This is a genomic window from Marinimicrobium sp. ARAG 43.8, assembly GCF_050113635.1.
Classification (GTDB): domain Bacteria; phylum Pseudomonadota; class Gammaproteobacteria; order Pseudomonadales; family Cellvibrionaceae; genus Marinimicrobium.
Genome location: NZ_JBNJLT010000001.1, coordinates 705,473 through 721,663 on the forward strand (window position 1 = coordinate 705,473; position 16,191 = coordinate 721,663).

The window sequence follows — 16,191 nt, forward strand, 5'->3', positions numbered from 1 at the left end:
GAACAGTTTTACAGAGGCCGCTCTTACAGAGGCCATACCCACAACAATACCGGGGTGCCCACCAGCACCACAATCACTTCCATCGGCAGGCCAAGGCGCCAGTAGTCACCAAACCGAAAACCGCCCGGACCGAGAATGAGCGTATTGTTCTGGTGGCCGATGGGCGTCAAAAAGGAGCAGGAGGCACCGATGGCAACAGCCATCAGTAATGTATCGGGGTTCACTGAGAGTACCGCCGCGCTGCTGAGTGCGATCTGGCACATGACCGCCGCCGTCGCTGCATTATTCATAAAGTCCGACAACGTCATGGTAATAACCATAACGATGACTACCGCGGCTACCGCATTCCCCTGCGCGATGTTTTCCAGCAGCCAGCGCGCCAGGTAATCCGCCGCGCCAGTCGTCGCCATCACGCCCGCCACAGGAATCATCGCTCCCAGCAACACAATAACCGGCCAATCAATGGATTGATAGATCGAACGCAGCGGAAGAATGCCGGTCACCATATAGGCGAGCATGCCCGCCGCAAACGACACCGCCGCTGGCACCAACCCAACAGCGGCGGCCAGAATCGCGGCGGCCATAATGCCCACCGCCAGCAGCGCCTTGCCTTTGTCGGGGACACCAATGGAACGTTCGGCCAGGGGAATGCAACCGAACGCCTTGCCGAACGCGCTGATGGCTTCACTGGTGCCCTGCAGCAATAATACATCTCCGGCGCGCACGCGAATCGAACGCAGCCGCTTGACCGAACGTTCTCCCTGCCGCGATACCGCCAGCACGCTGATGCCGAAGCGGCTGCGCAATCGCATGTCGCGGGCCGTGCGCCCCAACACATCGGAATCGGGCAGCGCCACCCATTCCTGAATGGCGACATCGCTGTCGTCCGGGCGGTGCTCTGATTCCTCCGTTTTGTCGGTATGGGAATCGACCGCGTGGCGAGTGTTGTGGGACTGGCTGGCTTCTTCCTCAGCTTCCTCTTTCGCTTCGACGCGCTCTTCCAGCGCCAGGCCAAGCCCGGAGAGTACGGATGAGAGAGCCTCGGGCTCCGCTTCCAGAATCAGGATATCCCCGGCGCGAAGCACCCGCCCCGGACTCGGCGCCTGAACACGAACCTGGTTCCGCACCAGGCCGACAATCTGTGCTTCGTCTTCGTTCAGCCGTTCTTCGAGCTCGCGCAGCGGTTTGCCCACCGCGTCGTTTTCCTCGGTCACGCGCACTTCGGTCAGGTAATGAGCGGTTTCAAAACTTTCGGCGCCCGCCGCTTCCCGGCGGGGTACCAACCGCCAACCGACCAGCGCAATAAATACCACCCCGACCAGCGCGACGACGACGCCCACCGGAGAATAATCGAACATGCGGAACGGGGTATCGGCCACGTCGGCGCGAAACCCGGCCACGATCAGGTTCGGCGGCGTACCGATCAGGGTGGTCATGCCGCCGAGAATGGTGCCAAACGCCAGGGGCATCAATATAACGCCCGGTGGTTTGCCTTGCTGGCGGGCCAGTTGCATCGCCAGTGGCATCAGCAGTGCCAGCGCCCCCACGTTGTTCATAAACGCCGAGAGCACAGCCCCCAACCCCGTCATCAACGCAATACCCAGCGGCAGCGCGACATTCCGGGGCAACAGTTTCTGCGCCACCACATCGATGGCACCTGTGGTTTGCAGGCCCCGGCTCAGCACCAGCACGCAGGCGACGGTAATGACCGCGCCGTGACCAAACCCTTCGAACGCCTCCGCACCCGGCAGCAGGCCGGTAAACACACAGGCCAGCAACGCCGCCATGGCCACCATATCGTGCCGCCATCGTCCCCAGACGAACAGTACGATACTGGCACCGAGAATCAGCAGTATGGTGACTTGTTCCACTGTCATAGTCGTGCGCTCATGAAGAAGGTTGGGCGGCCCGCATGGACGCTTCGAGCCGTACGTTATCCAGATAGAGTCGTTGCGACGCTTTTTGTTCTGTTGTAAAGAGTAGCAGACGCCGGATCTGGCCCATATTCATACGGCGGTTCTGCGGTGCGCGCTGCACATCGCGAAGGTTGACGCGAATCCGGTTCCACCCGTGTACCAGTTGCACACGTTCGTTGAAACGGTCATCGTACGCATGGTCGGTCCGATCATGTTCAATGTCATTAATACGCAGCGTTATCGCCAATGGCTCTGCCGGATTGAAGATGGAAAAACGCAGCGTGTCGTAACCGCGCCAGTCGCCCATCAAATAGGTCAGGTGGACACCACTGTATCGGCTCGCCTTGTCGCCGCCCACCGTCACAGCCAGACTGTAACGGCCTTCGTCCACAGGCGTTCGAATGCGCTCGACACGCCCGCGCCAGAACATCGCATCCGACGCCTGCTCAAAATTTCCGATCACGGGGAACTGCCGGTACTGCTGCCATTGCGCCAGCCCCGTGTGCCACACCGAGGCGGATTGCCACAGCATCAATGCCAGCGCCAATAGACGACCGACCCAAATGCACTGTGCGATTCTTCGATTCCGCACGCCGGGCGCACCGGCTCGCTGCCCCCAGAAAAGGCCCAGCCAGGTGCCGATCACATTATTGATCACATCGGCCCAGCCCGCCTGACGACCCACCACGGATTGAATACTTTCGATCACCGCACTCACCAGCAAGACAACCAGCGTGGCCAGCAACCATTGCCGGGGATGGGATAAAGGCCAACGCGCCTGCCACCAGAACAGAACACCGGCGAAAAATAACCAGTGCCCCTGATTCCACAATGCATTCACCAAAGGCGACGATAACCAGTCCGGTCCGCCGATAAAAAACAGCGGCGTGACCGGCAAATAAAGCAGCAATACCACATCGCGCTTATACCAGCGATTGAACCTGTGGCCGGGACGGCGCATTCAGTAACGCACCTCACCCATGCCATTGAACTGCTTGGCGAGGTTGGTCGCGTAGTTATCGGTCATGCCGCTGATGTAGTCGATCACTGCCATCAACGCCTGGTATTTATAGTGACCGGTCTTTTGAAAAACGGAGGGGTGAAAATTGTTCCTGCCGATGAGTGCCAGTACCCGATCATCTTTATAGGTGACCCGGCTCGGGTCGCTGAGCAGCGCATCCACCGCCCCGCACAAGGTACTGAGCAACGTGCCAATGGTGTTATAGGCCCCGATCTCCAGTTCCACCCGTTTGGCGTGGTTGAAAATCCGGTCCCGCGCGAGGTCTTTGGCGGCCTGCACCGCCGAGCGCACCGGGGCGTCGCACAGGGAAATCAAATCGCCGGTTACCCGTCCGGCCAGAAAGTCCTGGCGATGCCGCATAAAAGCCTCGGCGCCGGAATCAATTAAAGCGCCGATCACTTTGCCGCGCACTACCGCCGGCTTGCGGCCATCGTCTACGCGCTTCAGCGCGCGTTCGAGTTCCGCCACCTGCTCCGACGGAATGATGGGGCGCAGAATATCGTAAATTTCCGCCCACCCGAGGATGCCCATTTCCAGCCCGTCTTCCAGGTCGAGGATACCGTAGCAAAAGTCATCGGCGGCCTCCATCAAGTACACCAGAGGGTGACGGCAGTACCAGTCATCGCCCTGCGGCAACAGGCCGGTGCGCTCGGCAATCTCGTGAAAGTAATCCAACTCAGCTTGGAACACTCCGTACTTGGTGTTTTTCGGGCGCTGGTTGCGAACGCTGGGGGTGGCGGTCCAGGGGTATTTAATGGCGGCCGCGAGGGTCGCGTACGTCAGGCGCATGCCTTCTTCATACTGGTAGTATTCCAGCGTGGTCAACACACGCAGACTCTGGGCGTTGCCTTCAAACAGCCGGACATCATCGCGCTCGACCTCATCGAGCCCTTCCAGATACGCCGCGCCTTCTTTCTGGAACCAGTTGCGAATGGCGTCTTCACCGGTGTGACCGAACGGCGGGTTGCCAATGTCGTGAGCGAGACAACTGGACTGCACGATATCGCCGATATCGGTGGGCAATAACGGCTCGGGCAATTCACCGTGCTCCTGGAGCGCATTGCCCACGCGCATGCCCAGCGTGCGCCCGACACAGGCCACCTCCAGGCTGTGCGTCAGGCGGTTGTGTACATGGTCGTTGGAGGCCAGCGGATGCACCTGCGTTTTGCGTGCCAGCCGACGAAACGCGCCGGAGAACACGATCTTGTCGTGATCCGAATAGAACGGCGAACGCCCTTCCTCACTTTTGGCCGGGCGACGGCCCAGCCGGTCCGCGCACAGTAACTGTTCCCAGTTCATGGTCATAATCCCACCTTGATCATCGCCTCAACCGGCCAAATGTACCCCAGTTCTCCATCGCCGCACAAACACCGGCCCACACGCCTTGCGGGACTGTGGCGTTCAGGATAGCAGCGTCCAAGATAGTAGCGTCCAAAATAGTGGCGTCATCTTTGCTTAACGAACCCACCCTAGGATTTGAACCTTTAGCCGCACGACCGCAAGAGGATAGACCACCCATGAAGCACCTGTATCGCACCACCTGGCTGCTCAGCGGCGTTGGCATTGTCCTATGGCTGGCGGCTTGCCAGAGTCCGGAGCAGCGCGAGCCGCTGCACCTGACGCTGCTGCACATCAACGACCATCACTCGCACCTCGAAGGCGAGTCGTTGATCTACCCGCTGGACGCCCTGACCGACGCGCCCCTGCTGGCAGCCCGAACCGACGCCGGCGAGCCGCCCGCCGCCATTCAACTGCACGTGGGCGGCTTTGCACGGTTAGCGTCGCTGTTCCGTCAAGAAGCCCGGGCAGCCGGAGCGGTGCTTAAACTGCACGCCGGTGACGCCATTACCGGCACGCCTTATTTCAATGCGTTTCAGGGTGAAGCCGACGCGGCATTGATGAACGCCATCTGTTTTGATGCCTTTGTACCCGGTAACCACGAGTTCGACAAAGGCGATGCTGGCCTGGCGCGTTTTCTAAACGCGTTGCGCCGCGACGATTGTGCAACCCGCATTGTTTCCGCGAACCTGCGCCCTGGGCCGGCCTCGCCCCTGAACCATCCACCGATCCCACCCTACGCGCTGTTCGAGCGCAACGGCCATACCATTGCCGTGATCGGCCTCACCCTCGCCGGAAAAACCAAAGCGTCCTCCAGTCCGGACCCGGACACTCGCTTTCTCGACGAAACCACCACCGCGCAGGAAACGATTAATGCGCTGCAAGCTCGCGGCGTGCACCACATTGTGCTGCTGACACATTATCAGTACCGCAACGACCTGCGCCTGGCGCAACAATTAAGCGGTGTGGATATCATTGTCGGGGGCGATTCCCACACTCTGCTGGGCGACGCTGACGACTTCCCGCCCACTGGCTTCGTGCCGGAAGGCCCCTACCCCACTCAGGCACACAACCGGGATGGGGATCTCGTCTGCGTGGTACAAGCGGGCGAGTATGCCCGGGTGATGGGGCGGCTTGATGTTCAGTTTGATCGCAGCGGGCGCGTGACCCACTGTGACGGACAACCGCTGATTCCCACTGACCCGACTCTTCTCTATCGCCACACCGATAATGAGTGGCGGCCTCTGCCCGACAGCGATCAGGCCGCGCTTCGCGAGCCCCTGAGCCACACTCGCGCTCTGCGCTGGGTAACACCGAATGAGGCTTCCCTCAAAGCGCTCGCACCTTTTAGCGCCGCCGTGGATGCGTTGCGACAGGACCGGCTCGGGGCGGTGTCCAACACCCTGTGTCAGAGCCGACTTCCCGGCGAGGCTGACTGCAACGGCCCCGATACGTTGCCGTTTGGCAGTCCGCTCGCCACGCTCGTGGTCGAGTCCATTCACCGGGCTTTTCCGACGGCGGATATGGCGTTGATTAACGCGGGCAGTGTACGCGGCCATCTGTACAAAGGCAGGGTCAGCCGGGCCGATGTGCAGCGCATTCTGCCCTTCGAAAACCGACTGTTAACCGTGTCGTTAAGCGGGGCCGAACTTCACTCCGTGTTAAATGAGGCGGTAGATTACGCACTGAATGCCACCGGCTCCAGCGGTGCCTATCCTTACGCGTCCGGTTTGCGTTTTCAGGTGAACCGTCAGGCGGACGCCGGACAACGGGTCACACAGGTGCATATACAAAACGACGATGGACACTGGCAGGCCATCGATAACGAGCAACGATACACGCTGGTCACCGCAAATTATCTGGCCAGCGGTGGCGACGGTTATCGACAGCTTGCTGCCAGTGCCCGCGTGCTGGAAACGTCCGGCATGCACTATGCCCAACCGCTGATCGACAGGCTGCGCGACGCTAACGCTCAAGGGCAAGCCCTGCCCGCGCCCGCGGCGTCCCAATTCAGTACCCGCGCTTTCGAGTAACCGCCAGCGCACCACTCACCGCCGTTGTTGATTGCACCAGCATCGTTCACACCCGAGCGATGCTGCCCAACGGAGGCGCATCCTCTCCGCCACCCGCCGCACTCCCGCCCACCCATAAACCCGCATTAACTCCCTGTTTTCCAAGCGGTTTAGCCGCTTCAGCGGTCACCGTTAAAACGCTGGCACACTTCCTGCTGAATACCGTCTTGCATACAAGATGGTATTTTTTGAGGAACACTGATGACGCCACAATTCGGCTGGACTCTAAGCGACTGGCAAACTGCCTACCGCGACAGGGCCTTTGACCCCGCGACGGCTCTGCACGCCTTGCGCGACCAACTCGACCCCCAGGACCCCGCCTGGATTCACATTTTCAGTGCGGACGAGATCGACGCGCAGTTGCAAGCCCTGACCTCTCCCGAGGAACAGCCGCTGTATGGCGTGCCCTTTGTCGTTAAGGACAATATCGATTGCGCGGGCGTGCCGACCACCGCCGCTTGCCCCGCTTATGCGTATACCCCGCAGGACGATGCCACCACCGTCGCCCGACTCAAAGCCGCGGGCGCCATCGTCATCGCCAAAACCAATCTTGATCAATTCGCCACTGGACTGGTCGGCACGCGCTCGCCCTACGGTGCGGTTCCCAACACGTTTGATCCCGCTTACGTGTCCGGTGGCTCCAGTTCGGGTTCGGCGGTCGCCGTAGCCCGTGGCGTGGTGCCGTTCAGCCTCGGTACGGACACCGCCGGTTCCGGACGAGTACCGGCGGGTTTCAACAATATCGTGGGATTAAAACCCACCAAGGGACGCTTCAGTATTCGCGGCGTCGTGCCCGCGTGTAAAACGCTCGATTGCGTCTCGGTGTTCGCGCTGACGGTCGAGGACGCCCACGCCGTCGCGCAGGTACTGGAAGATGCTGATTCCGCAGACGGATATTCCCGCGCTGCACCGCACCCGGCACGCTACTGGTCGGACAAACCCCGCCTGGGTATTCCCGAGTCCCCCAACTGGTTCGGCGATCACGACGCCGAAGCGGCCTGGCATAACACGCTCGATACGCTAAAGGCACAGGGCGTTGAGCTGGTACCGCTGGATTTTACCCCGATGCAGAAGCTGGCCGAATTATTGTACGGCGGTTCCTGGGTGGCCGAACGCCACGCCGCCATTGCGGAGTTCATGGACCACCACGCGGAAGAGATGAATCCCGTGGTACGGGGCATTGTCGAAAACGCACACGCCTTCTCCGCCACCGATGCCTACTGCGCCGAATACCAACGTGCGTACCTGACCCGAAACATTCAACAACGCATGAGCGCCGTCGACGCGCTGCTGGTTCCCACCGCCCCGCGCCTGCCCACCATTGATCAAGTGCAGGCCGATCCGGTAACCGTTAACAGTCAGCTCGGCACCTGGACCAACTTCGTCAACCTCGCCGATTGCAGCGCACTGGCGCTTCCGGCTGGCCTGCGCGCCGACGGCTTGCCGTTCGGTATCACCCTGATCGCCCCGGCCTGGCAGGACGATGCCCTGGCCGACTTTGGTCGGCGCTGGCAGCGCACCGCGCCCTGGAAACGCGGCGCCACCGATCTGGCTCTGGCGGACACTCCCGTCGCCAACGAGATGCCGGACGGTCACGTGCGTTTGGCCGTGGTCGGCGCCCACTTGAGCGGCATGCCATTGAACACCCAACTGACCGAGCGCTGTGCACGTTTTGTCGAACAGACCACCACCGCACCGGACTACCGCCTCTACGCCCTGCCCAACACGACGCCACCGAAACCCGGTCTCGTGCGCAGCCATCAGGGGAAAGCAATCATTGTGGAGCTATGGGATGTGCCGCTGGACCAGTTCGGTTCTTTTGTCGCCCTGATCCCAGCGCCGCTGGGCATTGGCACCTTACGCCTGAAGGACGGCCGCGACGTTAAAGGATTCATTTGCGAAGGCTTTGCCATCGACGGCGCACGGGACATTACCGAGTACGGCGGCTGGCGCGCCTACATGAAAGAACACACCCGTGATGGATAAAACCCATCACCCGTACTGGATTGAATGAACCGAACCGAATACACGTTGAATAAACGCCGGAGACACACCATGTTGCACACAGTTTTGATTGCCAACCGCGGGGAGATTGCGGTGCGCATTGCCAGAACCTTAAAGGCGATGGGCATCAAGTCCGTGGCGGTCTATTCCGACGCGGACCGTAACAGCGCACACGTGGACGCTGCCGATATCGCCATTGCCCTGGGCGGCGAAAGCGCCGCGGACAGTTATTTAAAAGTGGACAAGATTCTCGCCGCTGCCCGCGAAACCGGCGCCCAGGCCATTATTCCCGGTTACGGTTTTCTTTCGGAAAACGCCGAGTTCTGCGAACAATGCGAAGCGGCGGGCATCGCGTTTTGCGGCCCGACGCCACAACAAATTCGCGAATTTGGTCTCAAGCATACCTCGCGAGAAATTGCGGAAAAAGCCGGTGTGCCCCTGACGCCTGGCACTGGCTTGCTGAGTTCAGTGGAAGAAGCCACGGCGGCAGCCGCGAAGATCGGTTACCCGATTATGCTCAAAAGCACCGCCGGCGGTGGCGGTATCGGTTTGACCCGGTGCAACGACGAGGCGGCGCTGATCGAAGCCTACGACAGCGTTAAACGCATGGGCCAGAATTTCTTCAGCGACAGCGGTGTTTTTCTGGAACGCTTTGTCGACAACGCCCGCCATGTTGAAGTGCAGATTTTCGGTGACGGCAACGGCAAAGTGCTGGCGCTGGGCGAGCGCGATTGTTCGCTGCAACGGCGCAACCAGAAAGTTGTCGAGGAAACCCCGGCGCCCAACTTGCCCACCGACACCCGCGAGCGACTGCTGGCGGCATCGGTCAGCCTCGGAGAAGCGGTGAACTATCGCTCGGCAGGCACCGTAGAATATATTTACGATCCAGCGCGGGACGACTTTTACTTTCTGGAAGTCAATACCCGTTTGCAAGTGGAGCACCCCATTACCGAAGCCTGCACCGGTGTGGATTTGGTGGAATGGATGATTCTGACCGCCGCCGATGAAGCACCGGACCTCAATCAGACAATCACGCCCAAGGGGGCCGCTATCGAAGTGCGCGTGTACGCCGAAGACGCCGTGCGCGATTTCCAGCCCTCGCCGGGCACATTGACCGACGTGCATTTCCCCAACAACGCGCGAATCGATACCTGGGTCTCCACCGGTACCGACGTTTCCCCGCATTACGATCCCATGATTGCCAAAATTATTGTCGAAGGCAAAGACCGCTCCGATGCCATTGCCAACATGATTCGGGCGCTGGGTGAAACGCGCATGGCCGGTATCGCCACCAATCTGGACTATCTCCGCCAGATCGTCGCCTCGGATTTTTTTGGCAGCGGCGAGGTGGCCACCAACAAGCTCGCGGACTTTGTCTACCGCCCTCCGGTGGTGGAGGTCATGCAGCCGGGCACCTACACCAGCATTCAGGATTATCCCGGCCGGGTTGGCTACTGGGGCATTGGCGTGCCGCCATCCGGCCCCATGGATGACTACGCCTTCCGGCTGGCCAATCGCATGGTCGGCAACCATGACAGTGCGGCAGGCCTGGAATTCACCATTGTCGGCCCGACGCTAAAATTTCATTCCGATGCGGTGATCGCACTCAGTGGCGGTCGCACTGCCGCCACACTCGATGGCGCGCCCCTGGATTTTTGGGCACCGATCACGGTCCGCGCCGGACAGGTACTGGAAGTGGGCAAGGCCACCAACGGCTGTCGAACCTACCTGGCAGTGCGCGGCGGTTTTGATGTACCGGAATACCTGGGCAGTCGATCCACCTTTGCGCTGGGTCAGTTTGGCGGTCACGCCGGACGGGTGTTACGCGCCGCCGATATGTTGCGCGTGAGCGATGCGTCGCTGCCAGCGTGTACCACACCAGCACCCTCCTACGAACCGCAGCCTTGCCCTCCGGCATTGATTCCCGACTACGCGACCGAGACCAGCGAAGGTCCGCGCGAATGGCAAATCGGTGTGATGTACGGCCCGCACGGCGCCCCAGATTTTTTTGAAGAAGACTCCATCGAAATGTTCTTCAATACCGCCTGGGAAGTGCACTACAACTCCAACCGCCTGGGTATTCGCCTGAATGGCCCGAAACCCAAATGGACCCGCAGCGACGGCGGTGAAGCCGGCTTGCACCCCTCCAATATTCACGACACCGAATACGCGGTAGGCTCCATTAACTTCACCGGTGATATGCCGGTGATTCTCACCAAAGACGGCCCCAGCCTCGGCGGCTTTGTCTGTCCGGTCACCATCGTAAAGGCGGAGTTATGGAAGGTCGGGCAGGTCAAGCCCGGCGACAAACTGCGTTTCGTTCAGATGAGTTTCGAGGAAGCACTGGCGCAAGAGAGAGCGCAGGATAAAGCGATTGCTGAGCTAAGCGCTCCGGCAGTGATCGGTGAGTTCAGCCTTCCCACCCGCGAACACGATTTGTCGCCCTGTATTCTCGCCGCGCTGCCCGAAGCGGAAGGCCGCCCGGCAGTGGTGTACCGTCAGGCCGGGGACAAATACATTCTGATGGAGTACGGCCCACTCGTTATGGACCTGCGTTTCCGGCTGCGCGTTCACGCCATGATGGAAGCGCTCAAAGCCAGTCCGATTGACGGCATCATCGAACTGTCGCCCGGTGTTCGTTCGCTGCAAGTCAATTACGACAGCCGCGTGCTGCATCAGTCGGATCTGGTGAAACAACTGCTTGCCCTTGAAGCGAAGCTGCCCCCCGTGGACCAGATGCGCGTGCCCAGCCGGATCGTGCATCTGCCCATGGCGTTTGAAGATTCCGCCACTCTTGAGGCGGTGGCCAAGTACCGTCAGTCGGTGCGCGATACCGCGCCCTGGCTGCCGAGCAACACCGAGTTTATGCGGCGCATCAACGGGCTCGATTCCATTGATCAGGTGCGCGACGTTCTGTTCAATGCCAGCTACCTGATTCTCGGGTTGGGCGATGTGTATCTCAGCGCGCCCTGCGCTGTGCCCGTGGACCCGCGCCACCGCCTGCTCACCTCCAAATACAACCCCGCGCGGACCTATACCGCCGAGGGCACCGTGGGTATCGGTGGCGTTTATATGTGTATCTATGGAATGGACTCACCCGGTGGTTACCAGTTGGTGGGACGCACACTGCCCATCTGGAACAAGTTTGTGAAAAGCCCGGTATTCGTCAACGGCCAACCGTGGTTCCTGCGCTTTTTTGATCAGGTCCGCTACTACCCAGTTAGCGAAGAGAAGCTGACGGAAATGCGCGAATCCTTCCGCGAAGGCCGACTGGACATCGATATTGAAGAGACCTATTTCGATATTGCCGAGCACGAAAAATTTCTGGCCGATAATGCCGACAGCATTGCCGCTTTCCGCGAGAAACAACAGGCCGCGTTTACCGAGGAAGTGGCGCTGTGGCAGGCCGACGAGGCCGAGCAGGTGGAGGCCGCCCTCAATGCAGGCCCGGCGGTCGATCCCAAGGAGGTGGACGGCCATCCGGTCACCGCCGACATCAGCGGCAACATCTGGAAGCTGCTGGTGGAACCCGGACAGGAAGTGGAGCCTGAACAGCCCCTTCTGATTGTGGAAGCCATGAAAATGGAATTTTCTATCCTCGCCGACCGCAAAGCCAGGGTCAGTGCCGTGCACTGCGCGCCAGGAAAACCGGTCAACGCTGGCGATATTCTGCTGGTGCTGGAGGAATAAAACAGGATTCTTCCCCGTATTACCGCCCTTCGGTACTTCATGAACGAAGGGCGTTTTTTTTCGGGAACAAACATGAGGCAAATAACGTATTGCACGCTTCATTTAAGTGCACGATATAAACCGAAGCCCCACGCCGGCCTATTCACTCAAACGCTAACCCCCTGATTTCACAGCGCTCTCACCGCCAACTTCAATCTTTACCGCAAAAACGCACGGCTTGGCACGCTTTCTGCTGAATACCATCTTGCATACATGATGATATTCAAGGCGGCATCCCGTGAGTCAGAAAGTCGAACGCTTGAGCTTGACCGAACGCATTTACAACGCACTGAAGCAGGACATCTTTGATTTCGTGCTGCTGCCCGGCGACCGGTTCACGGAAAACGAAATCGCACAACGCATGACCGCCAGCCGCACACCAGTGCGTGAAGCCTTGACGTTGTTGCAGCGCGACGGGTTCGTCGATGTTCTGTTTCGCTCGGGCTGGCAGGTAAAACCCTTAGACTTTGAAAAGTTTGACCAATTGTACGAGCTGCGCATTGTTCTTGAATTGGCGGCCGTGCGCACCTTGTGTGAAATGGAAGCGACACCGGATCTGGAAGCACTCAAAAACTTCTGGCTGGTGCCCGTTGCCGATCGGCTCGAAGACGGTCCCGCGGTTCGCCAGATGGATGAGCGCTTTCACACGCATCTGGTAGAAGCCAGTGGCAACGAGGAAATGGTGCGCGTGCACCAGAATGTGACCGAGCGGCTGCGCATCATTCGACGTATTGATTTCACGCAGCGGCCCCGCATCGAAGCCACTTACCAGGAACACGCCAAGATCCTGCGCACCATTATCAAACGCCGCGCCGACGAAGCGCAGCGCCTGTTGAAAACCCACATTGAGGAAAGTCAGGCGGAAGTTCGAAAAATCACCCTGCACATGCTGCACGAAGCACGGCAGGCACAGCGTTCGCGCTCCACGCTGTAAAACACGCGAGAGCGGGTTCGATAGGATTCAGGACGAAGCCCATACGCGGCCCGACAGGATGTTCGTTACTAAAACGCAGTACACATTGTTCACCACGACCTCAACGGAGATTGACCCATGAAGCTAACACGCATGATGAAAACGCTAAGCACGCTGGGGATCGCCTGCAGTATGGCGCTCACCGGACTGACCGCTCAAGCCCAGGAAGAGGATACGATCAAGGTAGGGGTTCTGCACTCCCTCTCCGGCACCATGGCCATTTCGGAAACCACCCTGAAAGACACCATGTTGATGTTGATCGAGGAACAGAACAAGAAAGGCGGCCTGCTTGGCAAGAAACTGGAAGCCGTAGTGACCGATCCGGCCTCTGACTGGCCGTTGTTTGCGGAGAAAACCCGCGAGCTGATCGAACAGGAAGATGTGGATGCCATCTTTGGTGCCTGGACCTCGGTTTCCCGAAAGTCCGTGCTGCCGGTTATCGAAGAGCTGAACGGTATTCTGTTCTATCCGGTGCAGTACGAAGGCGAAGAGTCATCCCGTAATGTGTTCTACACCGGTGCGGCCCCGAACCAGCAAGCCATTCCGGCCGTTGATTACCTGATGAATGAAGTCGGTATCGAACGCTGGGTGCTGGCAGGCACTGACTACGTGTACCCGCGCACCACCAACAAAATCCTGGCGTCCTACCTGAAAGACCACGGTGTGGCGGATGAAGACATCATGATCAACTACACGCCGTTCGGTCATTCCGACTGGCAGAACATCGTGTCCGATATCAAGCGCTTCGGCAGCCAGGGTAAACCTACCGCTGTGGTCTCCACCATTAACGGTGACGCCAACGTTCCTTTCTACCGCGAGCTGGGTAACCAGGGGGTTTCCGCCGAGGATATTCCCGTGGTCGCTTTCTCCGTGGGCGAAGAGGAACTTTCCGGTATCGACACCAAGCCGCTGGTCGGCCACCTCGCCGCCTGGAACTACTTTATGAGCGTCGACACTGACGAAAACGAAGCGTTCATCAAGAAGTGGCATGACTTTATCGGCAACGAAAAACGAGTCACCAACGACCCGATGGAAGCGCACTACATCGGCTTCAATATGTGGGTCAAAGCGGTCGAGAAAGCCGGCACCACCGATACCGACGCCGTGATTGATGCCATGGTCGGCGTGAAAGTGCCGAACCTCACCGGTGGCACCAGCGAAATGCTGCCCAATCACCACATCAAAAAACCGGTCCTCATCGGTGAAATTCAGGACAACGGCCAGTTCCTGACCGTCTGGCAAACCGAAGATCTCGTGTCCGGCGATGCCTGGTCCGACTTCCTCGAAGGCAGCAAAGACCTCACCGCCGACTGGACGGCGCCCATTGAGTGCGGCAACTACAACACCAAAACCAAGAAATGCCTGGGCTCCTCTGCCATGCAGGAGTAATCCCCGGCCAACAGGAAGAACCATCGCCCGGCCGCAGCCGGGCGATGCGCCCACTCCGGCGCAAACCGAACCCGGTAAAAAGAGCATGTTGATATGAAGACCTACGGTCCATCCAGCCCCCTTATTCAAGCGTCGCTGGTTCAAACGTCGCTGAAGCAGCTCATTCTGGTGCTGCTGTGTGTGGCAAGTTCAGCGTTTGCACAGAATAACGCCGACGCCACGGCGGAACTCGCGGAACAGACCCGCGCCGTCGCCGAAGCCAGCCTGATGAAGCGCGGCGACGCGATCGAAGCGCTGAGCAATGTGTCGCATCCCCGAGTAGCCGACATTCTTTCCGCATTGCTCAATGGCGACCTCTATTCCGACGACAACAACGAACAACGCATCCTGATTCAATACCCGAACGACCGCTATGAAGATGCCGTAACGGGCGAAATGCTGGCTGCCGACCTGGACACCAAACGCATACCAGTCACGACCCGGATGCGCAGCCAGTTACGCAACATTCTCGCCCGGCTTAACCTCGACTCGGAAACCCCACAGATTCGGTTTGAAGCGGTTCAGAGAATGATTAAGGAAGGGGTTAACGAAGACAGCATCGCGCTGCTACAAGCACGTAACGATGTGGAAAACAGCCTTCTGGTTAATAACGCCATCAATACCGCAATGGCACTGTATGATCTCAAGAACGACAACGAGCGCGTTCGACTCTCCGCCATTCAAACATTGCGCGGCTCCCTGGAAGACGAAACCCGCAATGAGCTGCGCCGCCTGCGCGAGTATGACGAATCCCCCAGGGTCCAGGCCTCCGCAGCGGAAGCACTGGACGCCATCCAAAGTAAACTCAAGTTTTATAAATTCACCGAAAGCGTATTTTTCGGACTCAGCCTCGGTTCCGTTCTGTTGCTGGCCGCCATCGGGCTGGCCATTACCTTCGGTGTGATGGGCGTGATTAATATGGCCCACGGCGAACTGATGATGATCGGCGCTTACACCACCTGGGTGATCCAGCAATGGTTTCCCAACCATATTGGCTGGAGCCTGGCGATGGCGGTACCCGCAGCCTTTCTGGTGTCCGGCCTGGTGGGAGTTGCCATTGAGCGCGGTGTTATCCGGTTTCTCTACGGACGTCCACTGGAAACGCTGCTGGCCACCTTTGGCCTGAGCCTGATTCTTCAGCAGGCCGCGCGCACGATTTTCTCACCACTGAACCGCAGCGTGGAGTTGCCGGAGTGGATGAGTGGTTCTCTGGTTATTAACCCGGCGCTCTCCCTTACCTATAACCGCTTATTTATATTGATCTTCGGGCTAATGGTGTTCTTCGCACTGCTGGTCATTCTCAAGAAAACCTCACTGGGCCTGAAGGTCCGCGCCGTGTCACAGAACCGGGCCATGGCGCGCGCCGTTGGCGTGCGCGCCAACTGGGTCGATGCGCTGACGTTTGGGCTGGGTTCCGGTGTCGCCGGTGTCGCCGGTGTCGCGTTATCGCAGCTCACCAACGTCGGCCCGAACCTCGGCCAAGCCTATATCATCGACTCCTTTATGGTGGTGGTATTTGGCGGCGTGGGCAACCTGTGGGGAACCCTGGTCGGTGCTATGGGCCTGGGCGTTTTGAACAAATTTATGGAGCCCTGGGCCGGTGCCGTGCTGGCCAAAGTTTTGGTGTTGGTCATGTTGATTCTGTTCATTCAAAAACGTCCCAAGGGCCTGTTTCCGCAAAAAGGCCGGGCCGCGGAATAGTCCGCTCCG

At 59.3% G+C, this 16,191-nt stretch carries 9 protein-coding genes; 6 read left to right on the top strand and 3 right to left on the bottom strand.

Annotation, left to right across the window (positions count from 1 at the left end):
- Positions 1-23 precede the first annotated feature (23 nt).
- From ACQCLF_RS03020 to ACQCLF_RS03030, 3 genes are read right to left on the bottom strand one after another with little or no spacing between them, the layout of a single operon-like run.
- Positions 24-1,877, bottom strand: a complete 1,854-nt coding sequence (locus ACQCLF_RS03020) for an SLC13 family permease (RefSeq protein ID WP_426984833.1) — start codon at positions 1,875-1,877, stop codon at positions 24-26.
- A 10-nt stretch (positions 1,878-1,887) separates the two neighbouring features.
- Positions 1,888-2,877, bottom strand: coding sequence for a hypothetical protein (locus ACQCLF_RS03025; protein ID WP_426984834.1), 990 nt, complete (start codon positions 2,875-2,877; stop codon positions 1,888-1,890).
- A complete protein-coding gene (locus ACQCLF_RS03030; RefSeq protein WP_426984835.1) occupies positions 2,878-4,242 on the bottom strand; it encodes a deoxyguanosinetriphosphate triphosphohydrolase in 1,365 nt (454 codons plus the stop codon).
- A gap of 212 nt (positions 4,243-4,454) precedes the next feature.
- On the opposite strand from ACQCLF_RS03030, the gene ACQCLF_RS03035 reads away from it, so the two are divergent.
- The 6 genes from ACQCLF_RS03035 to urtB all read left to right on the top strand — a co-directional run bounded on the left by ACQCLF_RS03035 (position 4,455) and on the right by urtB (position 16,182).
- A complete protein-coding gene (locus ACQCLF_RS03035) occupies positions 4,455-6,308 on the top strand; it encodes a bifunctional metallophosphatase/5'-nucleotidase (protein ID WP_426984836.1) in 1,854 nt (617 codons plus the stop codon).
- A gap of 240 nt (positions 6,309-6,548) precedes the next feature.
- Complete coding sequence (atzF, locus tag ACQCLF_RS03040; protein WP_426984837.1) at positions 6,549-8,333, top strand: allophanate hydrolase; 1,785 nt, start codon at positions 6,549-6,551, stop codon at positions 8,331-8,333.
- A gap of 69 nt (positions 8,334-8,402) precedes the next feature.
- Entirely contained in the window at positions 8,403-12,041 is a 3,639-nt protein-coding gene (gene uca, locus ACQCLF_RS03045; protein WP_426984838.1) for an urea carboxylase, read from the top strand.
- Between the two features lie 277 nt (positions 12,042-12,318).
- Positions 12,319-13,014 carry a GntR family transcriptional regulator gene (locus ACQCLF_RS03050; protein WP_426984839.1) on the top strand — a complete coding sequence of 232 codons (696 nt, stop codon included), beginning with the start codon at positions 12,319-12,321 and terminating at the stop codon, positions 13,012-13,014.
- A gap of 117 nt (positions 13,015-13,131) precedes the next feature.
- Positions 13,132-14,442 (top strand): urea ABC transporter substrate-binding protein, encoded by a 1,311-nt coding sequence (gene urtA / locus ACQCLF_RS03055; RefSeq protein WP_426984840.1) that lies wholly within the window; start codon positions 13,132-13,134, stop codon positions 14,440-14,442.
- 93 nt (positions 14,443-14,535) lie between these two features.
- Entirely contained in the window at positions 14,536-16,182 is a 1,647-nt protein-coding gene (gene urtB, locus ACQCLF_RS03060) for an urea ABC transporter permease subunit UrtB (RefSeq protein ID WP_426984841.1), read from the top strand.
- The last annotated feature ends 9 nt before the right edge of the window (positions 16,183-16,191 follow it).